This is a genomic window from Xanthomonas translucens pv. undulosa, assembly GCF_017301775.1.
Lineage (GTDB): Bacteria > Pseudomonadota > Gammaproteobacteria > Xanthomonadales > Xanthomonadaceae > Xanthomonas_A > Xanthomonas_A translucens.
The window spans coordinates 2,124,235-2,149,432 of record NZ_CP063993.1 but is presented as its reverse complement, the minus strand read 5'-3'; the positions used below and the strand labels follow the sequence as shown (position 1 = coordinate 2,149,432).

Below are 25,198 nucleotides of genomic sequence, written 5' to 3'. Positions count from 1 at the left end.
CGCGGCTGGCATGTGATAATCCCGAATCTTTCTGTTACCTGAATCCACCGGAGTCAAGCAATGTCCGACGTCACCAACAACGGCGCCACGGCGCCGGCCGAAGCCGCAGCCGGCCCCGCCTTCACCATCGAGAAGATCTACGTCAAGGACGTGTCCTTCGAGTCGCCCAACGCGCCGGCGGTGTTCAACGACAACGTGCAGCCGGAGCTGCAGCTCAACCTCAACCAGCGCGTGCAGCGCCTGAACGAGCAGGCCTTCGAAGTGGTGCTCGCGGTGACCCTGACCTGCACCGCCGCCGGCAAGACCGCGTATGTGGCCGAAGTGCAGCAGGCCGGCGTGTTCGGCCTGGTCGGCCTGGACCCGCAGGCGGTGGACGTGCTGCTCGGCACGCAGTGCCCGAACATCCTGTTCCCGTACGTGCGTTCGCTGGTCAGCGACCTGATCCAGGCCGGCGGCTTCCCGCCGTTCTTCCTGCAGCCGATCAACTTCGAAGCGCTGTACGCCGAAACCCTGCGCCAGCGCGCGCAGCAGGACGAGACCAAGTCGCTGGCCGACTCGGAGCCGGCCGGCAACGCCTGAGCGCGTCCGCCGTTGCGCATGCGCGAGCACCCAGCGAAGAAGATCGCCGTCCTCGGCGCCGGCTCCTGGGGCACCGCCCTGGCCGCGCTCCTCGCCCGGCACGGTTTTCCGACCGTGCTGTGGGGACGCGACGCCGCCGTCGCCGAGGCGATCGGGCAGCGCCACGAGAATCCGCGCTACCTGCCGCAGATCCCGCTGTCGGCGGCGCTGCAGGCGACCACCGACCTGGCGGCGGCCGTGCACGGCGCCGACTGGATCCTGGTGGTGGTGCCGTCGCATGCGTTCACCGAAACCCTGCACCAGCTGGCACCGTTGCGCCCGGCGCAGGCCGGCGTGGCCTGGGCGACCAAGGGCTTCGAGCCTGGCTCCGGGCGCTTTCTGCATGAAGTCGCACAGCAGATCCTGGGCGAGGACGTGCCGCTGGCGGTGGTGACCGGGCCGTCGTTCGCCAAGGAAGTGGCGCTGGACCTGCCGACCGCGGTGACCGTGCACGGCGATGCCGCGTTCGCGCAGCAGGTCGCCGACGCGATGCACGGCCCCACCTTCCGCGCCTACACCGGCGACGACATGGTCGGTGCCGAGCTGGGCGGGGCGATGAAGAACGTGCTGGCGGTGGCCACCGGCGTGGCCGACGGCATGGAGCTGGGCCTGAACGCCCGCGCCGGCCTGATCACCCGCGGCCTCAACGAGATGCTGCGGCTGGCCGCGGCGATCGGCGGCAAGCCGGAAACGCTGATGGGCTTGGCCGGACTCGGCGACCTGGTGCTGACCTGTACCGGCGACCTGTCGCGCAACCGGCGCCTGGGCCTGGCCCTGGGCCGCGGGCAGACCCTGCAGGACGCGGTCCGCGCGATCGGCCAGGTGGTCGAGTCGGTGCAGACCGCCGACGAAGTGATGCGCCAGGCCGAACGCCATGGCATCGACCTGCCGATCTCCAACGCGGTGCGCGCGGTGCTGCACGGCGCGATGACGCCGGCGGCGGGCCTGCAGCAGTTGCTGGCCCGCGAGCAGAAACCCGAGTATCCGACCACGCTGTTCAGCTGACCGTGCCTTGTTCCAGACACGAAAAAGCCCGGACGAAGCCGGGCTTTTTCGTGTCTGCGGCCATCCAGCCTGCATGGCGCACAAAAAAAGAAGCCCGGTCCTGGGACCGGGCTTCGAACCGCGCGCAGCGGGAGAGAGAGACGCGGCGCGCAGTGCTACGCGGTGCTGCTTACCAGCTGAAGCGCGGGCCGACGAACCATTCCTTGTCGCCGTCGCGGTTCATCTTCAGGTCCGCGCTCAGGCCCCAGTTCTGGTTGAGCTTGGCCTGGGCGCCGAGGCGGCCGTAGAACTGGCCGTCCGGGTTGAAGCCGTCCTTCTTGGTGTAGTCCTCGTAGCCACCCAGCGCATACACCTCGAGGTACGGGTTGAACGCGGTACGGATGCCGACTTCGGCGTTGTAGCCATTGAACTTGCTGCCGAATTCCGGATCGAGACGGTTGTAGGAGACGCGGGTCACCAGGTCGGTGCTGGTCGAGATCTCGTGGTTGTAGCCGGCGCCGATGCGCCACTGGTCGACGTCGACGTCGCCGAAATCGGTCTTCTGGCGGTTGAAGTCGCCGAACACGCTGAAGTTCGGGTTGATCGCGTAGGAGCCCTTGATGGCCCAGCCATCCGCGTCGCCGCCGTTGGCGTCGGTCTTGATGTAGCCGCCTTCGACGTAGTTGTAGGACAGGCCTTCGGCAGCGGAGGCAGCGAACGGCAGGGTGGCCAGGAGGGCGAGAGCGAGCAGAGAAGTCTTCATGATCGGGATATCCTTTTATTGGTTTAGTCGGCGCTGAGGCGTGGGCCGTTCGCTGCCGATATGTAAATTATCCGTTAGTCACCCGAACTTCCCCTGAATTTAAAACTGACCGGTATATAAATCAGACAGTGTGTTCAGGAACTTCTGGGGTGGAATTACTTGACGCGGTCGCCACGGCTGAATGCGCTTCCGATGCGACGCCGCAAAGCCGGTCTGCGCCGCACGGTCTGCCGCCCTATAGAAAAGTAAGGCGTGCACGCGCCGATGGCCTCGGGGTGTTGTCCGCGCGCCCGACGCGCAGTCCGGCCCGGGGAAACGCGTTCGCGATCGGCCGGCGGCCTGCCGTGCGCTCAATCCGCGCCGGGGAAGCCCAGCTGCCGCCATGCTTCGAACACCACCACCGCCACCGCGTTGGACAGGTTGAGGCTGCGGTTGTGCGGGCGCATCGGCAGGCGCAGGCGTTGCGCGGGCGGAACCTGCTCCAGCACTTCGGCGGGCAGGCCGCGGGTCTCCGGGCCGAACAGGAACGCATCGCCGTCGGCGAAGGCGGGCGCGTCGTAGCGGGTGCTGCTGCGGGTACTCAGGGCGAACAGGCGGCGCGGGGCGATGCGCTGCAACGCGGCGTCCAGCGAAGCGTGGACCTGCAGGCGTGCGTACTCGTGGTAATCCAGGCCGGCGCGTTTGAGCTGCTTGTCCTCGAGCTCGAAGCCGAGCGGCTCGATCAGGTGCAGTTGCGCGCCGGTATTGGCGCAAAGGCGGATGGCGTTGCCGGTGTTGGGCGGTATTTCGGGTTGGAACAGCAGGACATGCAGCGTGGGCGTGGCGGTCATCGGCGCAGTTTACGCGCCGGCTCCGGCCTGCGCCGGCGAAGCGTCGCCGGCTCAGCGCGCCAGGCTGGTGGTCAGGTCCTGGCCCAGGTTCTGCAGGCTCGGCTGCAGCTGCAGCATCGCGCTGTCCAGGGCGCCGCCGACCACGCTGCCGATCGCGAACACGCTCTGGGTGTCGGCGCCCGGACGCACCTGCACCGCGGCCAGGGTAGCGATGCCGCTGTTGCGCTCGACGCTGCGCTGGGCGATCTGCTCGGCGGAGGGGCGGACCTGCACGCTGTCCAGGGTGGCGATGGTCGGTGCGGCGATCGCCGGCGCGGCGAGCAGGGCGGCGATGGCGAAGGTCAGGGCGAAGGAAGCGGTTTTCATGGCGGACCTCGTTGGTGTTGTTGAGTTTTAGTGTTGTAGTAATGTAGAACACCTGGCCATAGTGTGCAAGAACTTTACTTCTGCTTTTTCTATTTATTAAGCTCTTGTTCACTTTTTGATTCGGCGGTATTTGTTGCGCCCAGCGACAAAGCAGATCCTGTGCCAACTTCAAAGCGTTGTTATTCAAGGTTTTTTTGGCGAGCCGTGTGTCCGCGGGCGGACACACGGTCGCTTGCGTACGTCCGTCTTCGGCTTGCCGGTCACCTCTCGGGAAGCGGCGTCGGCGCATCGCGTTCAGCATCGACGGTGCCGGCGATGCTCAGGAGCGGACCGAACGGCATACGCGGGCATGGCGCCGGCCCGTTACGATCGAGGCCTGGCTCTCCTTCCACTCATTCCTCAAAAGGAACTTGCATGACCGTGTCGATCCGCCCCCGTGGGGCGCTGCTGGCCATCGCCCTGTCCACCGCGCTCGGCGCGCTGAGCTACGCGCCGCCGTCGAGTGCGGCCAGGCCGCCGGCGGCGGCGAAAGTGGATATCGCCTACGAGCAGTTCACCTTGCCCAACGGCCTGCGCGTGGTCGTGCATACCGATCGCAAGGCGCCGATCGTGGCGGTCAACCTCTGGTACCACGTCGGCGCCAAGGACGAGCCGGCCGGGCGCACCGGTTTCGCGCACCTGTTCGAACATCTGATGTTCCAGGGCAGCGAGAACCACAGCGGCGAGTTCTTCGAACCGTTCAAGCAGGTCGGCGCCACCGACCAGAACGGCACCACCAACAGCGACCGCACCAACTATTTCGAGAACGTGCCGAGCACCGCGCTGGACATGGCGCTGTGGATGGAGTCTGACCGCATGGGCCACCTGGTCGGCGCCATCGACCAGGCCGCGCTCGACGAACAGCGCGGCGTGGTGCAGAACGAGAAGCGCCAAGGCGAGAACCAGCCCTACGGCCAGGCCTGGGACAAGCTGAGCCGCGCGCTGTATCCGAAGGGCCACCCGTACCATCACAGCGTGATCGGCTCGATGAACGATCTCAACGCCGCCTCGCTGGCCGACGTGAAGCAGTGGTTCCGCACCTGGTACGGGCCGAACAACGCGGTGCTTGTGCTGGCCGGCGACATCGATGTGGCCACCGCGAAAGAGAAGGTCGCGCGCTATTTCGGCGACATCCCGGCCGGACCGAGCATGGCGCAGCCGCAGGTCGACGTGGCCCAGCGCACCCAGTCCACCCGCGAGACGATGACCGACAAGGTGCCGCAGGCGCGCATCTACCGCGTCTGGAACGTGGCCCAGACCGGCACCGAGGACATCGACCGCCTGCAGCTGCTGGCGCAGGTGTTGGGCGGCGCCAAGTCGTCGCGGCTTGACCGTCGCCTGGTGCACGAGGACAAGCTGGTCGACCAGATCAGCGCCGGCACCTGGCCGTCGCAGCTGGGCTCCAGCTTCGGCATCATCGCCACGGTGAAACAGGGCGTGGATCCGGCCAGGGTCGAAGCGGTGATCGACGAGGAACTGCGCAAGCTGCTCGACAAGGGGCCGGACAAGAGCGAGCTGCTGCGCGCCAAGACCGCATTCCGCGCCGGCTTCGTGCGCGGCATCGAGCGCATCGGCGGGCTCGGCGGCAAGGCCGATGCGCTGGCCGAGTGCACGGTGTTCACCGGCGATCCGGGCTGCTTCCGCACCTCGCTGGCCACGATCCAATCCACCCGCGCGCGCGACCTGAAGGCGGTGGGCCGCAAATGGCTGGGCAAGGGCGATCACACCCTGGTGGTGGAACCGGGCGAGCGCGTGGTGCTGGCCGAGGATCCGGCGGTGCAGCCGGCGCCGCTGAATGCGCCGCCGGTCGATCCGAAGTACCGCGCGCTGCCCAGCGTCGTCGATCGCAGCGCCGGCCCGCCCAAGACCACCCAGTTCCCGCAGCTGAAGTTCCCGGCGCTGCAGCGCGCCACGCTAAAGAACGGCACCCAGCTGATCCTGGCCGAGCGCCACGACGTGCCGGTGGTGCAATTCAGCTACGAATTCCATGGCGGCTTCAGTGCCGACCAGGGCCGCAAGTCGGGCACCGCCAACTTCACCATGGGCATGCTCGACGAAGGCGCCGGCGAGCGCGACGCGCTGGGCTTCGCCGATGCCGCCGACAGCCTGGGCGCCGCGCTCAGCGCCGGCGCGGCGCTGGACGGCAGCAATGCCTACTTGTCGGCATTGAAGGAAAACCTGGCGCCGTCGCTGGCGCTGTACGCCGACCTGCTGCGGCGCCCGCGCTTCGAACAGAAGGAGATCGAGCGGATCAAGGCCAGCTGGATCGCCGGCATCCACCAGGAGAAGGTGCAGCCCAACGCAGTGGCGATGCGGGTGCTGCCGCCGCTGCTGTACGGCGCCGGCCATCCGTATGCGATCCCGTTCAGCGGCAGCGGCACCGAGGCGGAGATCGCGGCGCTGGAGCGCGCCGACCTGGTCGATTTCCAGCGCGACTGGATCCGTCCCGAGCAGGCCACGCTGATCGTGGTCGGCGATACCACGCTGGCCGAGGTGGTGCCGCTGCTGGATGCGCAGTTCGGCGACTGGAAGGGCGAGGGCGCAGCGCCCTCGCTGCGGGCGCCGGCGGCGGTGCCGCGTCCGAGCAAGCCGCGGGTGTATCTGATCGACCAGCCGGGCGCGGTGCAGGCCAACCTGTTCGCCGCCGAACTGGTGCCGCCGACCACCGAGGCGTCCTCGATCCGGTTCTACATCGCCAACGGTGTGCTCGGCGGCGACTTCACCTCGCGGCTGAACATGAACCTGCGCGAGAACAAGCATTGGTCGTATGGCGCGCGCAGTTCGGCCTCCAACGCCCTGGGCCAGCGCCCGTGGTCGGCCGCCGCACCGGTGCAGATCGACAAGACCGCGCCGGCGCTGCAGGAGATGCAGAAGGAGATCAACGCCTTCGCCAGCGGCAAGGCGCCGCCGACGGCCGAGGAAGTGGCGCGGATCCGCAACATCCAGACCCTGAGCCTGCCCGGCGCCTACGAGACCGCCAGTGCGGTGCTCGGCGCGATCGGCGGCATCGTGCGCTACGGGCGGCCGGACGACTACGTGTTCAAGCGCAAGGCCGAGATCGAGGCGATGACCCCGGCGCAGGTGCGCGAGGCGGCGGCCACGCTCGATGCCAACGCCCTGACCTGGGTGGTGGTGGGCGACCTGAAGCAGATCGAGCGCCCGGTGCGCGCGTTGAAGCTGGGCGAGGTGACGGTGATCGACGCCGACGGCAAGCCGCAGGGCGCGCCTGCGCCGGTCGCGCCCAAGCGCTGAGGCGGTGGAGGGTACGGGCGGAGCCTCGCGCGCTCAACTCCGCGAGACGCTTCGCGCCTTACCCTCAGCCGAGCCCTTCTCCCGTCGGGAGAGGGGCTCGGCTGCTGTCTTTCCGGTGCGTTCGGCGGGCCCGCATCCATCGGCGTCATTGCCAATTCAGCGATCTGCGGCACAATCCGGGTTCCTTCAGCCTGCGGTCCCTGTCCATGCGCCTACCGATCGCGTTGTTCCTGCTCGCCAGTCTGGCCGCCTGCACCTGGGTGCCGATGGCGCCGGAAGGCAAGACCGTGCGCGTGTTGCCGCCAGGGCAGGCGCCTGCCGGCTGCGAGAAGCGCGGCGAGGTGGTGGTGTCGGTGAAGAGCAACGTCGGCTTCTACCAGCGCAACCCGCTGCGGGTGCGCGAGGAACTGGAAACCCTGGCCCGCAACGAGGCCCCGGGCGTCGGCGCCAATACGGTGCAGGCGATGGGCGAGCCGGTCCAGGGCGACCAGCGTTATGCAGCCTACCAATGCAGTGTTCGCTGAACCGGTTAAGCCATACGCTCTGTTTCAGTTTGTTAAAGATGCGGTAAAACCGGGCAACCGCTAGAATTGGCGCCCCTTCGCCTTATCCCGGCGTACATCTCGATGCTCTTCAACAATGTCTCCATCGCGGGACTGGCGCATATCGATGCGCCGCACACGCTGACCTCCAAGCAGATCAACGAACGCCTGCAGCCCACCTACGATCGCCTCGGCATCCGTACCGACGTGCTCGGCGACGTCGCCGGCATCCATGCGCGTCGCATGTGGGATGCGGACATGCAGGCGTCCGATGCGGCCACCCTGGCGGCGCGCAAGGCGATGACCGACGCGGGCATCACCGCCGGCCAGGTCGGGCTGCTGGTCAATACTTCGGTCAGCCGCGACTACCTGGAACCGTCCACCGCCAGCATCGTCTCCGGCAATCTGGGCGTGGGCGAGGAATGCGTGACCTTCGATGTCGCCAATGCCTGCCTGGCCTTCATCAACGGCATGGACATCGCGGCGCGGATGATCGAGCGCGGCGAAGTCGACTACGCGCTGGTGGTGGATGGCGAGACCGCCAACCTGGTGTACGAGAAGACCCTGGAACGGATGACCTCCCCGGACGTGACCGCGCAGGAATTCCGCGACGAGCTGGCCGCGCTGACCCTGGGCTGCGGCGCCGCGGCGATGGTGATGGCGCGCGCCGAGCTGGTTCCGGACGCCCCGCGCTACCGCGGCGGCGTGACCCGCTCGGCCACCGAGTGGAACACCCTGTGCCGGGGCAACCTGGACCGCATGGTCACCGATACCCGCATGCTGCTGATCGAGGGCCTCAAGCTGGCGCAGAAGACCTTCGTCGCCGCCATGCAGGCGCTGGGCTGGGTGGTGGACGAACTGGACCAGTTCGTGATCCATCAGGTCAGCCTGCCGCACACCCAGGCCTTCATCAAGAATTTCGGCATCGACCCGAGGAAGGTGATGACCATCTTCGGCGAGCACGGCAACATCGGCCCGGCCAGCGTACCGATCGTGTTGAGCAAGCTGCGCGAGTTGGGGCGGCTGAAGAAGGGCGACCGGATCGCGCTGATGGGCATCGGCTCGGGCCTGAACTGCTCGATGGCCGAGGTGGTCTGGTAGGCGGAAGCAGGGTGTGGGGCCATGGTGTCAAATGGGCCAATAATTTTCCTTGTCCGGCGTAATCTGGCGCTTTGGGAAAATTATTGGTAGTTTTCTTTCTTAATGCCCGCATTCGGTGGCTGTAAGGAAAGCCCGATGCCTCCCCGCCGTTGCACCGGCCATTACGTTTCCAGTTCTCTGGCCGGGAGTCGTTACCAGGCGTTCGTCCCCGATCGGTTGCCGCCTGTGCCGCCGCTGGACCTGGCCGCGCCGGAGTTGATCGCACGCAAGGAGCGGGCGGATCAGGCCCTGGGACGCCTGGATGGCATCACCTTGATGCTGCCGGATCCGGAACTGTTCCTCTATCAATATGTGCGCAAGGAAGCCCTGCTGTCCTCGCAGATCGAGGGGACGCAGTCGTCGTTGTCGGACCTGCTGCTGTTCGAGTTGGACGAGGCGCCGGGCGTGCCGCTGGACGACGTGGAGGAGGTGTCCAACTACGTCGCCGCGCTGAACCACGGGCTCAAGCGTTTGCGCCAGGACGACTTCCCGCTGTCCTTGCGCTTGATCCGGGAAATGCATGCCTTGCTGTTGCGGGGCGGGCGCGGTGCCGGCAAGCGGCCCGGCGAATTCCGCGCGGGACAGGTATGGATCGGCGGCGCCTCGCCGGCGCTGGCGCATTTCGTACCGCCGCCGCCCGAAGCCCTGGAGACGGTGCTGGGTGCATTCGAACGCTTCCTGCATGCGCCAGCCAACGACGTGTCGCCACTGGTCAAGGCGGCGTTGGCACATGTGCAGTTCGAGACGATCCATCCTTTCAGCGACGGCAACGGCCGGCTGGGGCGGCTGCTGATCGCGTTGATCCTGTGCAATGAAGGCGTCTTGCGCGAACCAAGCCTGTATCTGAGCCTGTTCTTCAAGCGGCATCGCGCGCAGTACTACGAGCGCCTCAACGCCGTGCGCACCGAGGGTGACTGGGAAGGATGGCTGGGATTCTTCCTCGACGGCGTCGCGGATACGGCGCAGCAAGCGGTCAGCACGGCGCAGCGTTTGCTGGCGCTGTTGGCGCAAGATCGTGCGCGGATTGCAGGCCTGGGCACGCGTGCCGGCAATGTCGGACTGGTGTTCGAGCAGTTCGCGCGCAGGGTGCTGCTTGGCGTGCCGCAGGTGCAGCCGCATCTGGCGCTGAGCGCACCGACGATCCGCGCGGCCATCCGTACCCTGCAGGAACTGGCGGTCGTCAATGAACTCACCGGCCAGCAGCGGCATCGCGTCTTCGCCTATCAGGCGTATCTGGACATCCTCAGCGAAGGCGCGCAGCCGCTGTGAATGCGCCTGCGCCCGCCTGTGCAGACGTGCCATCTGCATGCCTTGACCGCGTAGCGATGCCCATGTCTCGCTTCATTTCCCACTTTCAATTGGTCGACCCACATGAACTACCCCGGCTACCCCTTCACCCCGCAGCGTTTCCAGGTGCGTCCTGGGCTGGCGATGTCCTATCTCGACGAAGGCCCGCGCGATGGCGAGGTGATCGTGATGCTGCACGGTAATCCGTCGTGGAGCTATCTGTGGCGCACGCTGGTGGCCGGCCTGTCGGACCGCTACCGCTGCATCGTGCCCGACCATATCGGCATGGGCCTGTCGGACAAGCCGGACGACGCGCCGGGCGCGCAGCCGGGGTATGACTACACCTTGCAGTCGCGCGTGGACGATCTTGACGCGCTGCTGCGGCACCTGGGCATCGACGGGCCGGTGACGCTGGCGGTGCACGACTGGGGCGGCATGATCGGCTTCGGCTGGGCGCTGTCGCACCACGCGCAGGTCAAGCGGCTGCTGATCACCAACACCGCCGCGTTCCCGTTGCCGGCGGCCAAGCCGATGCCGTGGCAGATCGCGATGGGCCGGCACTGGCGCCCCGGCGAGTGGTTCATCCGCACCTTCAATGCGTTCTCCGCCGGCGCGTCGTGGCTGGGCGTGTCGCGGCGCATGCCCGCCGCCGTGCGCCGCGCCTATGTGGCGCCGTACGACAGCTGGGCCAACCGCATCGCCACGATCCGCTTCATGCAGGACATTCCGCTGTCGTCGGCCGACAAGGCGTGGTCGCTGCTGGAGCGCTCGGCGCAGGCGCTGCCGTCGTTCGCCGACCGCCCGGCCTTCATTGCCTGGGGCCTGCGCGACATCTGTTTCGACCATCATTTCCTGGCCGGTTTCCGCCAGGCACTGCCGCAGGCCGAGGTGATGGCGTTCGAGGATGCCAACCACTACGTGCTCGAAGACAAGCACGAGGTGCTGGTGCCGGCGATCCGCAGCTTCCTGGACACGCATCCGCTGGGCTGAGGCGCCGCGTCGGCGCGCAGCGGCCCGGTACAGCGCCGTCCTCGGGATCGGTGGCGGGCGCGCAGCGTGCCGAGGCGGCGTGGTTGGCCATGGTGCGCGTCGCAGCGCAGCGGTCGCCGGCAGGTTCTGCGCAAACTGCAAACGATGGCAACTCCGTAACGAACAGGTGCCTGTACAGTAAGGCGCAGCGCATGCGGTTCGCCGCAGGCAAGCGCTTCACGCAACCGGACCGGAGACAGACGAAGTGAGAGCGATCGCAATGTCGATGTTGATGATGTCGATGAGCGCCACGGGCGCGCACGCGGAAAACCTGACCACCTCCCCCGACGGCAAGAGCCTGGCGGTCAGTTTCGGCCAGCCCACCTACAAACAGGTGCTGCATTACCGGAAAATGTACGACAAGAAGCCGTTTCCCGATGCCGAGCTCTATTACTACAGCAACGGCATGTACAAGCTCATCTCGCAAGGCGAGAACCATTACGGCGTCTACGTGCTGCAAGGCAGTTTCGACGACGAGAACTATACCGTCCGCTTCATTTCCCTGCCTTCCGAGGATTGGGGCAACAAGACCGCCTTCCACCAGTTGACCTTCGTCCGCGGCGATGACAAGAACATCTTCATCCAGAACGCGATCGTCGACACCGGCGAAGCCATCGCCCAGCAGAACGGGACCTACACCCTGGAAAAGAACACCGTAACCAATCCGGTGCCGACCAGTTGGAAGAACCGCTGACACGCGCCCGGCCGTGCTGACCGGGCGGGCATCGGACGCGCTGCGCTGCGCGCGGCGGCAGCGCGCCATCAGGCGTCCGGAAGATTGCGCTCGACCACGCCATCCCAGTCGGCCGCGGTCAGCAGCGGCAAACCATGCGCCAGCCGCGACTTGTCGCACTGCGCGCTGCGTTCGCCGAACTCCAGCGAGGCGGGCACCGCGGCGCACACCGACGGGCGCCGGTCGTGGATCGTGCAGCGGCTGTAGCGGCCGATTTCGGCATCCAGCGCCACGCAGCGCGGCTGCGCCTGCGAGGTGCCGCGCATGACCCGTTCGTGGGTGCGCAAAGGGTCGGTGAGGTCGAATGGAACCCTGCCGCCCAGGTCGGGATCGGCTTCGCTCCAGTGGAAGCTGACGCGGAAGTAGGCGCAGCAGGCGCCGCAGGTGAGGCAGGGATGTGCCATGGGAGGCCGGGCCTTGCGCGGCAAACAAGCGTTGGGGGGCGCGGCATTCTGACCGAACCGGCGCGCGCCGCAAGCGCCGCGGCGTTCAGGTGCGTGGCGCCGCCGCGCCGGTGGCTAACCGGGATGCCCGATCCCCGTCCTGGGGCTGCGGCATGTTGGGTAAACGCTGGCCGGTAAAGGCATGGCCGGCGCCATCGGCGATAATCCGCCGATGACCACGACCTGCAACATCGCCGCGACGCTGTCGCCGTTGGCGCGCGAGCATCCCGACCAGATCGCCATCCGCTGCCCGGGCCGCCGTGGCGCCAATGGTCTGGCCGCCTACGACGTGACTCTGAGCTATGCGCAGCTGGATGCGCGCAGCGACGCGATCGCCGCCGGGCTGGGCGGCGACGGCATCGGCCGCGGCACCCGCACGGTGGTGATGGTGCGGCCGTCGCCGGAGTTCTTCCTGCTGATGTTCGCGTTGTTCAAGGCCGGGGCGGTGCCGGTGCTGGTGGATCCGGGCATCGACAAGCGCGCGCTCAAGCAATGCCTGGACGAGGCGCAGCCGGAGGCATTCATCGGCATCCCGCTGGCGCAGCTGGCGCGGCGCTTGCTGGGCTGGGCGCGCTCGGCGCGGCGCATCGTCACCGTGGGCCGGCGCTGGGCCTGGGGCGGCACCACGCTGGCGCAGATCGAGCGCGCCGGCCACGGTGCCGGCAGCCAGCTGGCCGACACTGCGGCCGATGACGTGGCCGCCATCCTGTTCACCAGCGGCTCCACCGGCGTGCCCAAGGGCGTGGTCTACCGGCACCGCCATTTCCTCGGCCAGATCGAACTGATGCGCAACGCGTTCGGCATGCAGCCCGGCGGCATCGACCTGCCGACGTTCCCGCCGTTCGCCCTGTTCGATCCGGCGCTGGGGCTGACCTCGGTGATCCCGGACATGGACCCGACGCGTCCGGCCCGTGCCGATCCGCGCAAGCTGCACGATGCGATCGACCGCTTCGGGGTGACCCAGCTGTTCGGTTCGCCGGCGCTGATGCGGGTACTGGCCGACTATGGCCGGCCATTGCCGAACGTGCGCTGCGCCACGTCTGCCGGCGCGCCGGTGCCGCCGGAAATCGTCGCCAGGATCTGCAGCCTGCTGCCGGAGGACGGCAAGCTGTGGACGCCGTACGGCGCCACCGAATGCCTGCCGGTGGCGGCGATCGAAGGCCGCGAACTGCAGGACACGCGTGCGGCCACCGAAACCGGCGCCGGCACCTGCGTCGGCGCGGTGGTGGCGCCGAACGTGGTGCGCATCATCGCCATCGACGATGCGGCGATTCCCGAGTGGCCGGGCGTGCGCGAGGTGCCGGCGGGCACGGTCGGCGAGATCACCGTGGCCGGGCCGACCACCACCGATACCTATTTCAACCGCGATGCGGCCACGCGCATCGCCAAGATCCGCGAACGCCTGGACGACGGCAGCGAGCGCATCGTGCACCGCATGGGCGATATCGGCTACTTCGACGCTAAGGGCCGGCTGTGGTTCTGCGGGCGCAAGACCCAGCGCGTGGAGACCGCGCAGGGGCCGCTGTACACCGAACAGGTCGAACCGATCTTCAACACCTTGCCGTGGCTGCGCCGCAGCGCGCTGGTCGGGATCGGCGCGGCGGGCGCGCAGCGTCCGGTGCTGTGCTACGAACTGCAGGCGGGCGTGGCGCCGCCCGCGCAGCCGGACGCCGTGCTGCGTGCGCTGGCGCAGACGCATGCGCACACCGCCGGCATCGGCGATTTCCTGCGCCATCCGGGCTTTCCGGTGGATATCCGCCACAACGCCAAGATCGGCCGCGAGACGCTGGCGCTGTGGGCCAAGGACCGCGTGCGCTGAGGCCGCGGCGATGGGCGAGCGCTATCTGCTGGACGATTTGCGCATCGACGTGGCACGGCAGCGGGTCGAACGCGACGGCGTGGCGCTGGAATTGGGCGGGCTGAGTTTCCGCTTGCTGCATTACCTGCTGCGGCAGGGCCAGCGCGTGGTCGGCTTCGACGAACTGATCGTGCAGGTGTGGGCGCCGGCGCTGGTCAACGAGGAAACCGTGACCCAGCGCGTGCGCCTGTTGCGGCAGGCGCTGGGCGATGCCTCGCGGCAGCCGCGCTATCTGCGTTCGGTGCGCGGCCAGGGCTACCAGTTGTGCGCGCCGGTGCGCCGCGACGAAGACGGCGGCGACAGAGAAGACGTACCGGCATCGCGACGACCGCGTTGGCGTGGCATCGCGATCGCGGCAGCCGTCGTGCTCGGTGTCGGGACGCTGGCGGCGCTGGCGTGGTCGTGGTCTGCGCTGCTACCGAAAGCGGCGACGTCGCCGCTGCTGCAACGCGCCGAGTACTACGCCGGCATCGGCCAGCGCGACGACAATGAACGCGCGATCGCGCTGTACTGGCAGCGCCTGCATCAGGCGCCGGACGAGCCGCGTGCGCTGCTCGGGCTCAGTCGCGCCTATAGCGCGCGCGTGTGCCAGTACGGCGGCGATGCGCAGTACGTCGCACTGGCGCGGCGCCTGGCAGCGCAGGTGATCGCGGCGCAGCCGCAGCTGTCCGCCGCGCATGCCGCACTCGGCTACGCGCACGATTGCAGCGGCGAGTATGCGGCGGCGCTGGCCGCCTACGAACGCGCGCTGCAACTGGATCCAGGCGCCGATGCGGTGCGCGGCTCGGCCGCGTATCTGTACGAACGCAAGGGCCAGTTGGCGCGGGCGTTGGCCGCCAACCTGCAGGTGCGCGATCCGGCGCGAGTGCGCTTCCTGCCGATCCAGATCGCCAGCAACCTCAACCTGCTCGGCTACGTCAGTGCCGCCGAAGCGCGCTATCGCGACAGCTTCCAGCTGTATCCGGACAGCGCGTTCTCCAACCTGGCCTGGCCGAGTTTCCTGTTCGCGCATGGCCGCAGCGCCGAAGCGCAGGCGGCATTGGACGAGGCACTGAAGCGCGGCACCGACTATGCCGGCCTGTACCTGCTGCAGGCGGAACTGGCGCTGGTGCAGGGCGATGCGGCACGTGCGCGCCATGCCAGTCTGCAGGCGCTGCGGTTGCGTCCGCAGGGCAGCCTGGCGCAGACGGTGGCATGGACGCTGGATGCGCAGCCACGGCCTGCCGCGCCGGCGCTGCGCGCGCGGGCGCAAGACCTGTTGCGCACTCTCGTGCGTGGCGCCGACCCACTCAATGGACTGGATGCGGCGCTGCTGCTGCAACTGGCCGGCGACCCGGCCGCGGCGCTGGACGCGCTGCGCCGCGCACAGGCCGCCGGCTATCGCGATGCGGCCTACCTGCGGGTGTCGCCGCTGCTGGCGCCGCTGCGCACGCAAGCCGGCTTCGCCACGTTGCTGGCACGCAACCAGGCCGACATCGCCGCCCAGCGCGCGCAGGTGCGCCAAGCCGGCCTGCTGCCGCAGGAAACCGGCGCGGCTACGGCAGCGCCTTGAGCACGTAGTCGGCGAGCAGCGCCTGCGATTGCGGGTGCATCTTCGGCGTGTTGTAGGCGCTGCGGGTGATCACCACCACCAGGCGTTCCTCGGGCAGCATGAACACGTAGTTGCCGCCATTGCCGGACATCGCCCACACCCCGCGTTCCATGCCGCGCACCGGGAAGCGGAAGCGCCACAGCAGATAGCCGTAGTCGGCGTCCTCGCGCGCCTGCGCGTGCACCGTGGTCATCGCCCGCACCCACTTCGCCGATAGCACTTGCTGGCCGTGCCAGCGGCCCTGGTCGAGCAGCAGCTGGCCGAACTTGGCCAAGTCGCGGCTGCGGTAGCGGGTGCCGCCGCCGCCCATGCCCACGCCCTCGGCGGAGCGGCCCCAGTGGACGTCGCTGATGCCCAGTGGCCGTTGCAGCGCCTGCGCGGCGAAGTCTTCCAGGTGCTGGCCGGTGGCTTTCTCCACCAGCGCGCCGAGCAGGAAGCTGCCGGCGGTGCAGTAGGAAAAGGCGCGGCCGTGCGGGCTGTCCGCTGGGCGGCGCATCCACGTCGCGTAGCCCTTGATCGGCAGGTCCAGCGCGAACTGGGTCCAGTCGGCACTGACGTACATGCGTTCCTCGTTGCCGCTGGAGAACGCGTTTTCGTCGTCGCATTCCAGCTGCGAACTCATGGTCAGCAGGTCCTCGACGGTGAGCGCGCGCTTGCGCGGATCCGCTTGCTGCCAATGGCGCTCGCCGAAGTAATCGTAGACCTTGGCCTGCGCGCCGGGCAGGCGGCCACGGTCGATCGCCGCGCCGACCAGCAGCGCGGTGATGCTCTTGGTCGCCGAGCGGGTGTCGTGCAGGGTCTGCCGCTCGGCATCGCCGAAGTAGCGCTCGTAGACCAGCGCGCCGTCGCGTGCGATCAACACGCTGGTGATGCCGGGTGCCTTGCCGTCGGCAATGGCCTGTTCCAGCGCCGCGAGCGTGGCCAGGTTCCAGCCGCTGGCTTTGGCGTCGGCGACCTTCCAGCCGTCGTCCAGCGCCGGCGGCGCGGTGGCGGTGGTGAGGGGGGTGGCGGCGTGCGCGGCAGGTGCGGGGAGGACGAACAAGGTGCAGAGCAGGAGCGGAAGGCGCGACATGGTGGAACTCCGGAAGGAAGCGGTCCGCGCACTGCGCCAGCACCGCTGCTGAAGTGCCTGATGCCACGGTGAAGAATTATGAAGTTCCTAAATATCAATAGCTTGAAGTGCGCAGCGGCGTCGCCAGCCGCCGCACGGATCGCCTTCCCCGGCGACCCCGGCCCGGCTATCGTGTGCGCCCTGGTGCGATCGGTGCGGCGCGATGAAGATAGTGGTGACGGGCGGTGGTGGATTCCTGGGCCAGGCGCTGTGCCGCGGTCTGGTCGCGCGCGGGCACGAGGTGGTCAGCTACAACCGTGGCCACTATCCGGAACTGCAGGCGCTGGGCGTGGCCCAGGTGCGCGGCGACCTGACCGATGCGCAGGCGCTGCACCACGCCGTCGCAGGCGCTGAGGCGGTGTTCCACAACGCGGCCAAGGCCGGTGCCTGGGGCAGCTACGACAGCTACTACCAGCCCAACGTGGTCGGCACCGAGAACGTGCTGGCCGCCTGCCGCGCGCACGGTGTGGGCCGTTTGATCTACACCTCCACGCCGAGCGTGACCCATCGCGCCACCCACCCGGTGGAAGGCCTGGGCGCGGACCAGGTGCCGTACGGCGAGAACTTCCAGGCGCCGTACGCGGCGACCAAGGCCATCGCCGAGCGCGCGGTGCTCGCCGCCAACGACGCGCAGCTGGCGGTGGTGGCGCTGCGGCCGCGGCTGATCTGGGGACCGGGCGACAACCAGATCCTGCCCAAGCTGGTCGCGCGCGCGCAGGCCGGGCGCGTGCGCCTGGTCGGCGGCGGCGGCAATCGGGTTGATTCCACCTTCATCGACAATGCCGCGCAGGCGCATTTCGACGCGTTCGAGCATCTGCGCGTCGGCGCGGCCTGTGCCGGCAAGGCGTACTTCATTTCCAATGGCGAGCCGCTGCCGATGCACGAGCTGCTGAACAAGTTGCTGGCCGCGGTCGGCGCGCCGCCGGTGACCAAGACCCTGTCGTTCAAGGCCGCCTACCGGATCGGCGCCGTCTGCGAAACGCTGTGGCCGCTGCTGCGCCTGCGCGGCGAGCCGCCGCTGACCCGCTTCCTGGCCGAGCAGCTGTGCACGCCGCATTGGTACAGCATGGAACCGGCGCGGCGCGATTTCGGCTATGTGCCGCAGGTGTCCATCGAGCAGGGCCTGCAGCGCCTGGCGTCATCATGGCGCCGCCACACTGCCGTCACTCCCTGACGACCGGTGGTTTCCGAAGATACCCGCGCGCCGATTCGGCACGACAGTTTCTGGACATTGCCATGCTGCATTACGCCATCATCTTCTTCGTCATCGCCATTATCGCTGCCGTGCTCGGCTTCAGCGGCATCGCTGGCGCCGCGACCAACATCGCCTGGATCCTGTTCGTGGTGTTCCTGATCCTGGCGGTGATCTCGATGTTCCGTCGCGGCAAGGTCTAGTCGCCCGCGCTGCACCCCGAACGGCCCGCCGCAGCGGAGAATATCCGCTGCGGCGGGCCGTTCGTTTGTGTGCGCGCCGCTGGCGCCAGATGCGCGCCATTGCGTGGCCGCTGCGCTATGCGCCGGCTTCCGGCAAGGCCACCGCGCTGCGCAGCGCCGCATCCTGCGCGTGGCGTTCCAGCGCCAGCTCGATCAGGCGCGTGATCAGCGCGCGATAGCTCAGCCCGCTGGCCTGCCACAGCTTTGGATACATGCTGATGCGGGTGAAGCCGGGCAGGGTGTTGAGTTCGTTGACCACGATGCGGCCGTCGCCGGTCAGGAACACGTCCACCCGCGCCAGGCCGGCGCACTCCAGCGCGGCGTAAGCGCGCAATGCGACGGCGCGGATGCGTTCCTGGGTGGCGGCGTCGAGCGCCGCCGGCACCACCACCTCCGCGCCGGTCTCGCTGATGTACTTGGTTTCGTAGGAATAGAACGCGTCGTGCACCACCACCTCGCCGCAGACGCTGGCCTGCGGCGCGTCGTTGCCGAGTACCGCGCATTCGATCTCGCGTCCGGCGATCGCCGCTTCCACCAGCACCTTGTGGTCGTAGGCCAGGGCCAGCGTCAGCGCCGCAGCGAAGCCGGCCGCATCGTGCACCTTGCTCACGCCCACCGACGAACCCTGGTTGGCCGGCTTGACGAACAACGGCAGCCCGAACTGCGCGGCCAGCGCGGCGAAATCGGCCTGCGCCGCATCGCGGCGGCGGATGCAGGCGAACGGCGCCACCTCCAGCCCGGCGTCGCGCAGCAGGCGCTTGGCTACGTCCTTGTCCATCGCCAGCGCCGAGCCGAGCACGCCGGAGCCGACGAACGGCAGCCCGGCCATGCGCAACAGGCCTTGCAGCGAACCGTCCTCGCCCAGCGTGCCGTGCACGATCGGGAACGCCACGTCGATTTGCTCCAGCGCCTGCGCCGGCTGCAGCGCGCGCAAGGGCTGCGCATCGTCGCCGGGAATCACCGCCACGCCGTGGCCGCTGGGCTGCAGCGCGATCCGCGCCGGATCGTCGGCATGCAGCAGGAAGCCGTCGCGCTCGTTGGCGTGCCAGCGGCCGTGCTTGTCGATGCCGATCAAGGTGGCGTCGAAGCGCTGCGGGTCCAGCGCATCGACGATGCTGCGCGCCGATTGCAGCGAGACCTCGTGCTCGGCCGATTTGCCGCCGAAGAGGATGCCGACCCGGATCCTGTGCATGCATGTCCTCGCCGCAGGGGCGTCGCTTTTTGGGTCCTATAGCATGAATGTTTTCCGCGCTGCAGCCCAGGCTGGCGCGCCGTCGCATGGCCGTGCGCTGCGGCCTTGTAGAATGCGCCCATGTCGCCGACTCCTTTCGATGCCCTCAAGCCCCTGGCCGGCCGCGCGCTGGAAGCGGTGCTCAACCGCGCGCTGGCGCTGGACCCGGATACCCGCGAGGCGCTGCGCAGCCTCGACGGCCAGCGCGTGGCGCTGACCCTGGACGCACCGGCACTGGCGCTGCAGATCCGGGTGGACGGCACCCGCCTGCAGGTCGGCCCGGTGGACGCGGCGCAGGAGCCGGACCTGGCGGTGCGCAGCACCCTCGGCGGGCTGTTCGCGCAGCTGCCGTTCCTGGCCCAGGCGCGGCGCGGCGCCAGTCCTGGCGGGCGTCTGCGCGTGTCCGGCGATGCCGAACTGGCGCGGCGCCTGCAGCAATTGGCTGGGCGTTTCGATCCGGACTGGCAGCGGCCGTTCACCCAGGTGTTCGGCGACGTGCTCGGCGTGCAGTTCGCCAATGCCGCGCGCTCGGCGCTGCAGCAGGCGCAGCGCGGGGCGCAGGACCTGGCGCAGAGCGCGGCCGAGTTCGTCACCGAGGAATCGCGCGACGTGGTGTCGCGCGCCGAGCTGGAAGCGTTCTACGACGATGTGGATGCGCTGCGCGACGATGTCGAGCGCATCGCCGCGCGGGTGGCCAGGCTGCCGCCGGGGCGCGGCGCATGAAGGCGATGTTCCGCGCCAGCCGCATCGGCCGGGTGATCCTGCGCTATCGGCTGGACGATCTGCTCGACGCCACCCCGGCCGAGCGCTGGCTGCGCCTGGCCAAGCCGTTCGTGCCGCGCGCCAGCCCGGACATCGCCGCGCAGTCGCGCGGCGCGCGCTTGCGTCTGGCGCTGCAGGACCTGGGCCCGATCTTCGTCAAGTTCGGGCAGATCCTGTCCACCCGCCGCGACCTGATGCCGCCGGACGTGGCCGAGGAGCTGACCCTGCTGCAGGACCGGGTGCGCCCGTTCGACGGCGAGGCCGCGCGGCGCATCGTCGAGCAGGCGCTGGGCCAGCCGATCGGCGTGGCCTTCGCCAGTTTCGATACCACGCCGCTGGCCTCGGCCTCGATCGCGCAGGTGCATGCGGCGACCCTGCACGATGGCCGCGAAGTGGTGGTCAAAGTGCTGCGCCCGGACATCGAGCGGCAGATCGATGCCGACATCGCCTTGCTCAAGTCCGCCGCCGCGCTGGTGGAACGCGCGCACCCGCGTGCCGACAAGATCCGCCCGCGCGAGGTAGTGGCCGAGATCGAGACCACCCTGGCCGCGGAGCTGGACCTGCAGCGCGAAGGCGCCAACGCCAGCGTGTTGCGCCGCTTCTGGCTGCATTCGGACGACATGTACGTGCCGGAGGTGATCTGGAGCCATACCGCCGAGCGCGCGCTGACCCTGGAACGGGTGCGCGGCATTCCCTCCGACGACATCGCCTCGCTCGACGCCGCCGGCATCGACCGCAAGGCGCTGGCGGCCAAGGGCGTGCGCGTGTTCTACACGCAGGTGTTCCGCGACAACTTCTTCCATGCCGACGCGCATGCCGGCAACATCTGGGTCGACAGCGATCCGGCGCGGCGCATCAACCCGCGCTTCATCGCGCTGGACTTCGGCATCATGGGCCAGCTGTCGCAGGAAGATCAGTACTACCTGGCCGAGAACTTCATGGCCATCTTCAACAAGGACTACCGGCGCATGGCCGAGCTGCACGTGGAGGCGGGCTGGATGCCGGCCAACGTGCGCATCGACGAGCTGGAAGCGGCGGCGCGCTCGGTGTGCGAGCCGTACTTCACCCGGCCGCTGTCGCAGATCTCGCTGGCCGAGGTGCTGATCAAGCTGTTCCGCGTCGCCCAGCGCTACCAGCTGACCCTGCAGCCGCAGCTGATCCTGCTGCAGAAGACCTTGCTCAATATCGAAGGTGTGGGCCGCCAGCTGGACCCGGAGCTGGACATCTGGGCGGTGGCGCGGCCGGTGCTCGAGCGGATCCTGGTCGAGCGCTACAGCCCGCAGCGCGCGCTGCAGGAACTGCGCAAACGGCTGCCGGAAATCATGACCCACGCGCCGGACATGCCGCGCCTGGTGCACAGCTGGCTGCGCCAGCAGGTGGAAGGCGGCCACGAGCTGTCGATGCGGTCGCGCGACCTATCCGACCTCAACCTGATCCTGCTGCGCATGCAGCGCCGCGTGGTCACCGCGATCACCGGCGTGGGCCTGCTCACCGTCGCCGTGCTGCTGTACGCGCTCCACGCGGGCGGGCCGCAACTCGGCGGCACCTCGCTATGGGTATGGATCGCAGGCGGCATCGGCGTGGTCAGCCTGCTCTCGGCGTGGTGGCGGCGCTAGCGGCGTTGGCCGCGCAGGACGCGGTCAGCGGCTGCTGAGGCGGCCGCGGCCTGCCTGCCGCGCGGCTCAATGCCCTGCTGGCACGTTGGCCACCTTGGCAAAGAAATCGTAGATGCCCTGATCGCTCATCCTGCGCGCGTTGGCCAGCTCGCCGGCCTTGGTGGTGTACAGCGTCTTGCCGTCGGCACCGACCACCACCGCGGCCGGGATGCCCTTCTGGATCGGGTCCCCGTAGGCCTGGCTCAGTTCGAGGTTGTGGTCGAAGTTGCCGACATCGATCTTGACCACTTCGAAATGCGCCTTCACCAGCGTGGCGTTCCTGGCCGTGTGCAGCGAGGTGTCGAGCGCGCGGCAGTCGCCGCACCAGTTGGCGCCGAAGATCAGCAGGGTCGGCTTGTGCGCCTGTTTGCCGGCGGCCAGCGCCTGCTTCACCTGCGCCTTGGCGTCGGCGGTGGCGTCGTAGGGCAGGTCCAGCGCATGCGTCAGCGGCACCACGGTCAGTAGCGACAACAGCAGCCAGCGTTTCATCGGGATTCTCCGCAGCGTGGGGGAGGGTCATCGTCGAGCCGTGGCACGGCGACGTCAACGGCCTGGCATGGGACGCTGCGTGATGGGCGCATTGTGGCCAGGGGCGCCGGGCGCGGATAATCCGGCGGTGCGCACGTCCCCCGATTCCCTGCAGATCCTCTATCTGGACCCGTTCCTGGCCGTAGTCGATAAGCCGGCCGGGCTGATGGTCCACGACAGCAAGCTGGCCCGCGGCGAGGACGACTTCCTCGCCGATCGCCTGCGCGCGCAACTGGGGCGTCCGATCTTCCTGGTGCACCGGCTCGACCGCGCCACCAGCGGTTGCCTGCTGCTGGCCTTCGACCGCGACACCGCCAGCGCGCTTGGCAAGGCACTGATGGGCGGGGAGGTGGACAAGGACTACCTGGCGATCTGCCGCGGCTGGCCGGCCGAGGAGCGCTTCGACGTCGATCACGACCTCGACGGCGGCCCCGGCAAGCCGTTGAAGAAACCGGCGCAGACCCGCTTCCAGCGCCTGGCCTGCGGCGAGTTGCAGGTGCCGTCGGGCGAGTTCGGCACCTCGCGCTACGCGCTGTTGCGCTGCAGCCCGGTGACCGGGCGCTTCCGCCAGATCCGCCGCCACCTCAAGCATCTGTCGCACCACCTGATCGGCGACACCAGTCACGGCGACGGCCGCCACAACCGCATCTTCCGCATGCAGGGCGTGCACCGCATGCTGCTGCACGCCGAACGGCTGGCGTTCCCGCATCCGGACGGGCGCCGGATCGAGGTGAACGCACCGCTGGATGCGCAGTTCGTGCGCGCATTCGGCTTGTTCGGGTGGCCGGCGGCGCCGTGGGTGCGGAGCGAGGCGGAACGCTTGCCGGATGCGCCAGGCGAGGTCGCTAGCTAGCGCTTTTCCAGAGGCTTCGCGGCGGCGCGCTTCGTGTAGGAGCGGCTTCAGCCGCGACCGGCACTACCGGCAATGCCCCATCGCGACGACGCATGACCGCCGCCGCCCGGCGTCGGTCCGACGATGTCTTCCTCGCGGCTTGAAGCGTCCAGGCGCGGTCGGGACATTTCGGTCCGGATCTGTGCCGCAAGCGCAACGCCAGCCGCTTCGCTCGTCGCGGTTGAAACCGCTCCTGCGGAGAACCGGGCGGGCTAGGGCTTCTCTGCCGGCGCCGGCGGCGGCGTGTTGACGGTCTGCTCCAGGTCCTTCTGCAGGTCGGCGAACAGCGGAGTGATCTTCTGCTGGATCGCGCCCATCAGGTTTTGCATCAGCTGCGGGGTCTTGTCGAGCATGCTCTGGCCGGCCGGGCTCTCGTAGAACTCGGCCATCGCCAGCACGTCCTGCCTGGAGAACGACTGCTTGTAGAGGCTCACGTACAGCGGGCGCATTTCCTGCCACGACAGTGCCTTGCGCACGGTGGCCTGGGTGCGCTCCTGGATTTGCTGCACTTTCTGCTGCTGCGCCGCGTCGAGCGGGCGCTGCGCGGTCAGCTGTGCGAATTGCTGGCGCTGCATCGCCTCGATCTGCGGCAGCATGCTGTCGAGCATGTTCTGCGCGCGCGAGGCCGACAGCAGGCGGTTGACGTCGCCGTCGCTGGGCGGTTCGGACAGCGCGGGGCTTGCGGCCAGGGCCAGCAGCGCGGCCAGCAGCAGGCGCTGCGGCCAGCGGCGGGAAAGCAGCGGGGTCGGGTTCATCGAGCGTCCTGCAAGGCTATGACCGGCGGCCAGGATACGGGAATCGCCGTGGCCTCGCCGTCTGCGCCGGCCCGCGTGGCTCGCCCAACTCCGGCCACGCGCCGCGACCGCTGGCGCGGTCCGCGTCTTCACGTCGCGGCCGCGGTCCTGGAAAATCAAGCCGTCTGGCGGATGCCCTACAATTCGCGGATGAGTCATAGTGCCATCCATATTTCGAGCAGCCTGGCGATTCCGGAAACCGAAATCGTCGAGCGCTTCGTGCGCGCCAGCGGCGCCGGCGGGCAGAATGTCAACAAGGTCTCCACCGCGGTGGAACTGCGTTTCGACCTGGCCGGCTCGCCGTCGCTGCCGGAGCCGCTGCGTGCGCGGCTGCTGGCGCGGCGCGACCGCCGCATCACCGCCGAAGGCGTGCTGGTGATCGACGCGCAGCGCTTCCGCACCCAGGACCGCAACCGCGACGATGCGCGCCAGCGCCTGGCCGAGTTCATCGCCGCCGGGCTGTCGGTGCCGAAACGGCGCATCGCCACCAAACCCTCGCATGGCGCCAAGCTGCGGCGCCTGGACGCCAAGCGCGAGCGCAGCCAGATCAAACGCGGCCGTTCGCCCGGCCGCTGGGAGTGACTTTTGAGCGAACGCAATTTTTCGTTGCCACCCGCGACCCCGAACATGCCGATGGTCAAGCCCAGCCGCTTCGCCCGCTGGTTCGGCCGCACCGCGCTGCGCGTGACCGGCTGGCGGGTGGTGGGCGAGTTCCCGGACGTGCCGAAGCTGGTGATGATCGTCGCCCCGCACTCGTCCAACTGGGATGGGTTCCTGGGCTTCGCGGTCAAGTTCGCGGTCGGCTTCGAGGTACGCGTGATGGGCAAGACCCAGCTGTTCTGGTGGCCGCTGGGGCCGCTGCTGCGCAAGCTCGGCGGCATCCCGCTTGATCGCAAGTCGCCACGCGGGGTGGTCGAGCAGGCGGTGGCGCTGATCCGGCAGGCGCCGCGCATGTGGTACGTGATTACCCCGGAAGGCACGCGCAAGCGGGTGGAGAAGTGGAAGGTCGGCTTCTGGAAGATCGCCCACGGTGCCGAGATCCCGATCTTCCCGGTGTACTTCGATTATCCCAGCCGCACCGTCGGCCTCGGCCCGCTGTTCCACACCAGCGCCGACATGCATGCCGACATCGCCGCGATCCGTACCTGGTACCGGCCGTGGCGCGGTAAGCATCGCGATACGTTGTGAGGCGGGCCGGCACGTCGATGCGAATGCGGCTCCTGCAGTAGCGGCTTCAGCCGCGACAGGGATCTGTCCGCAAAGCGCCGCCCAGGCTGCTGCGCCAGGGCGGTCGGCGCCCACCCCCAGATCCAATG

At 68.7% G+C, this 25,198-nt stretch carries 25 protein-coding genes; 17 read left to right on the top strand and 8 right to left on the bottom strand.

Features of this window, described 5'->3' with window-relative positions:
* The first annotated feature begins 60 nt into the window (after positions 1–60).
* Both secB and ISN38_RS09110 read left to right on the top strand, forming a co-directional pair.
* The gene (secB, locus tag ISN38_RS09115; protein ID WP_003468101.1) at positions 61–579 is read left to right on the top strand and encodes a protein-export chaperone SecB; all 519 of its coding nucleotides are present in this window, start codon (positions 61–63) and stop codon (positions 577–579) included.
* Between the two features lie 18 nt (positions 580–597).
* Positions 598–1,623 (top strand): NAD(P)H-dependent glycerol-3-phosphate dehydrogenase, encoded by a 1,026-nt coding sequence (locus ISN38_RS09110; protein ID WP_060748689.1) that lies wholly within the window; start codon positions 598–600, stop codon positions 1,621–1,623.
* 169 nt (positions 1,624–1,792) lie between these two features.
* Here ISN38_RS09110 and ISN38_RS09105 read toward each other — a convergent pair whose 3' ends face one another.
* The 3 genes from ISN38_RS09105 to ISN38_RS09095 all read right to left on the bottom strand — a co-directional run bounded on the left by ISN38_RS09105 (position 1,793) and on the right by ISN38_RS09095 (position 3,561).
* The gene (locus ISN38_RS09105) at positions 1,793–2,365 is read right to left on the bottom strand and encodes an OmpO family porin (RefSeq protein WP_003468104.1); all 573 of its coding nucleotides are present in this window, start codon (positions 2,363–2,365) and stop codon (positions 1,793–1,795) included.
* Between the two features lie 350 nt (positions 2,366–2,715).
* The gene (locus tag ISN38_RS09100) at positions 2,716–3,195 is read right to left on the bottom strand and encodes a tRNA (cytidine(34)-2'-O)-methyltransferase (RefSeq protein WP_003468105.1); all 480 of its coding nucleotides are present in this window, start codon (positions 3,193–3,195) and stop codon (positions 2,716–2,718) included.
* 51 nt (positions 3,196–3,246) lie between these two features.
* Positions 3,247–3,561, bottom strand: a complete 315-nt coding sequence (locus ISN38_RS09095; protein WP_003468106.1) for a hypothetical protein — start codon at positions 3,559–3,561, stop codon at positions 3,247–3,249.
* Between the two features lie 414 nt (positions 3,562–3,975).
* Between ISN38_RS09095 and ISN38_RS09090 the strand changes: the two genes are divergently transcribed.
* From ISN38_RS09090 to ISN38_RS09065, 6 genes are all read left to right on the top strand, one after another.
* The gene (locus tag ISN38_RS09090; protein WP_058361447.1) at positions 3,976–6,852 is read left to right on the top strand and encodes a M16 family metallopeptidase; all 2,877 of its coding nucleotides are present in this window, start codon (positions 3,976–3,978) and stop codon (positions 6,850–6,852) included.
* 206 nt (positions 6,853–7,058) lie between these two features.
* Entirely contained in the window at positions 7,059–7,376 is a 318-nt protein-coding gene (locus tag ISN38_RS09085; RefSeq protein WP_003468108.1) for a DUF4156 domain-containing protein, read from the top strand.
* Positions 7,377–7,478: 102 nt separating this feature from the next.
* Positions 7,479–8,495, top strand: a complete 1,017-nt coding sequence (locus tag ISN38_RS09080; RefSeq protein ID WP_003468109.1) for a 3-oxoacyl-ACP synthase III — start codon at positions 7,479–7,481, stop codon at positions 8,493–8,495.
* Between the two features lie 135 nt (positions 8,496–8,630).
* Positions 8,631–9,803 carry a Fic family protein gene (locus ISN38_RS09075; RefSeq protein WP_170873945.1) on the top strand — a complete coding sequence of 391 codons (1,173 nt, stop codon included), beginning with the start codon at positions 8,631–8,633 and terminating at the stop codon, positions 9,801–9,803.
* 102 nt (positions 9,804–9,905) lie between these two features.
* Positions 9,906–10,811: an alpha/beta fold hydrolase gene (locus ISN38_RS09070; protein ID WP_047324412.1), complete on the top strand. Its 906-nt coding sequence runs from the start codon at positions 9,906–9,908 to the stop codon at positions 10,809–10,811.
* A 259-nt stretch (positions 10,812–11,070) separates the two neighbouring features.
* Positions 11,071–11,544 carry a hypothetical protein gene (locus ISN38_RS09065; protein WP_003468114.1) on the top strand — a complete coding sequence of 158 codons (474 nt, stop codon included), beginning with the start codon at positions 11,071–11,073 and terminating at the stop codon, positions 11,542–11,544.
* A gap of 68 nt (positions 11,545–11,612) precedes the next feature.
* Here ISN38_RS09065 and ISN38_RS09060 read toward each other — a convergent pair whose 3' ends face one another.
* Positions 11,613–11,987 carry a YkgJ family cysteine cluster protein gene (locus ISN38_RS09060; protein ID WP_003468115.1) on the bottom strand — a complete coding sequence of 125 codons (375 nt, stop codon included), beginning with the start codon at positions 11,985–11,987 and terminating at the stop codon, positions 11,613–11,615.
* A 211-nt stretch (positions 11,988–12,198) separates the two neighbouring features.
* On the opposite strand from ISN38_RS09060, the gene oleC reads away from it, so the two are divergent.
* Together oleC and ISN38_RS09050 are read left to right on the top strand one after the other, a co-directional pair.
* The gene (gene oleC, locus ISN38_RS09055) at positions 12,199–13,845 is read left to right on the top strand and encodes an olefin beta-lactone synthetase (protein WP_003468117.1); all 1,647 of its coding nucleotides are present in this window, start codon (positions 12,199–12,201) and stop codon (positions 13,843–13,845) included.
* A gap of 10 nt (positions 13,846–13,855) precedes the next feature.
* Positions 13,856–15,436: a winged helix-turn-helix transcriptional regulator gene (locus ISN38_RS09050; protein WP_206712175.1), complete on the top strand. Its 1,581-nt coding sequence runs from the start codon at positions 13,856–13,858 to the stop codon at positions 15,434–15,436.
* Here ISN38_RS09050 and ISN38_RS09045 read toward each other — a convergent pair.
* A complete protein-coding gene (locus ISN38_RS09045) occupies positions 15,420–16,547 on the bottom strand; it encodes a serine hydrolase domain-containing protein (RefSeq protein WP_003480206.1) in 1,128 nt (375 codons plus the stop codon). The two genes, ISN38_RS09050 and ISN38_RS09045, sit on opposite strands and share 17 nt — an antisense overlap.
* A 202-nt stretch (positions 16,548–16,749) precedes the next feature.
* Between ISN38_RS09045 and oleD the strand changes: the two genes are divergently transcribed.
* Both oleD and ISN38_RS09035 read left to right on the top strand, forming a co-directional pair.
* Positions 16,750–17,760 (top strand): 2-alkyl-3-oxoalkanoate reductase, encoded by a 1,011-nt coding sequence (oleD, locus tag ISN38_RS09040; RefSeq protein WP_003468120.1) that lies wholly within the window; start codon positions 16,750–16,752, stop codon positions 17,758–17,760.
* A 62-nt stretch (positions 17,761–17,822) separates the two neighbouring features.
* On the top strand, positions 17,823–17,981 hold the full coding sequence (locus tag ISN38_RS09035) for a DUF1328 domain-containing protein (protein WP_003468167.1): 159 nt from the start codon (positions 17,823–17,825) through the stop codon (positions 17,979–17,981).
* Between the two features lie 115 nt (positions 17,982–18,096).
* Here the strand turns inward: ISN38_RS09035 and ddlA are convergent, their stop codons facing one another.
* Positions 18,097–19,212, bottom strand: coding sequence for a D-alanine--D-alanine ligase (gene ddlA, locus ISN38_RS09030; protein ID WP_003468169.1), 1,116 nt, complete (start codon positions 19,210–19,212; stop codon positions 18,097–18,099).
* 120 nt (positions 19,213–19,332) lie between these two features.
* Between ddlA and ISN38_RS09025 the strand changes: the two genes are divergently transcribed.
* Both ISN38_RS09025 and ubiB read left to right on the top strand, forming a co-directional pair.
* Positions 19,333–19,974, top strand: coding sequence for a ubiquinone biosynthesis accessory factor UbiJ (locus ISN38_RS09025; protein WP_003468172.1), 642 nt, complete (start codon positions 19,333–19,335; stop codon positions 19,972–19,974).
* The gene (gene ubiB, locus ISN38_RS09020; RefSeq protein ID WP_003480212.1) at positions 19,971–21,629 is read left to right on the top strand and encodes a ubiquinone biosynthesis regulatory protein kinase UbiB; all 1,659 of its coding nucleotides are present in this window, start codon (positions 19,971–19,973) and stop codon (positions 21,627–21,629) included. The genes ISN38_RS09025 and ubiB overlap by 4 nt, the downstream gene beginning before the upstream one ends.
* 66 nt (positions 21,630–21,695) lie before the next feature.
* Here the strand turns inward: ubiB and ISN38_RS09015 are convergent, their stop codons facing one another.
* A complete protein-coding gene (locus ISN38_RS09015; RefSeq protein WP_003480214.1) occupies positions 21,696–22,157 on the bottom strand; it encodes a thioredoxin family protein in 462 nt (153 codons plus the stop codon).
* 67 nt (positions 22,158–22,224) lie between these two features.
* On the opposite strand from ISN38_RS09015, the gene ISN38_RS09010 reads away from it, so the two are divergent.
* On the top strand, positions 22,225–23,049 hold the full coding sequence (locus ISN38_RS09010; protein WP_206712174.1) for a pseudouridine synthase: 825 nt from the start codon (positions 22,225–22,227) through the stop codon (positions 23,047–23,049).
* Positions 23,050–23,300: 251 nt separating this feature from the next.
* On the opposite strand, the gene ISN38_RS09005 is transcribed toward ISN38_RS09010, so the two are convergent.
* Positions 23,301–23,843: a DUF2059 domain-containing protein gene (locus ISN38_RS09005; protein ID WP_004425915.1), complete on the bottom strand. Its 543-nt coding sequence runs from the start codon at positions 23,841–23,843 to the stop codon at positions 23,301–23,303.
* Between the two features lie 189 nt (positions 23,844–24,032).
* On the opposite strand from ISN38_RS09005, the gene arfB reads away from it, so the two are divergent.
* Both arfB and ISN38_RS08995 read left to right on the top strand, forming a co-directional pair.
* Positions 24,033–24,464, top strand: coding sequence for an alternative ribosome rescue aminoacyl-tRNA hydrolase ArfB (gene arfB, locus ISN38_RS09000; protein WP_004425916.1), 432 nt, complete (start codon positions 24,033–24,035; stop codon positions 24,462–24,464).
* A gap of 51 nt (positions 24,465–24,515) precedes the next feature.
* Entirely contained in the window at positions 24,516–25,070 is a 555-nt protein-coding gene (locus tag ISN38_RS08995) for a lysophospholipid acyltransferase family protein (protein WP_004425917.1), read from the top strand.
* Positions 25,071–25,198 lie beyond the last annotated feature (128 nt).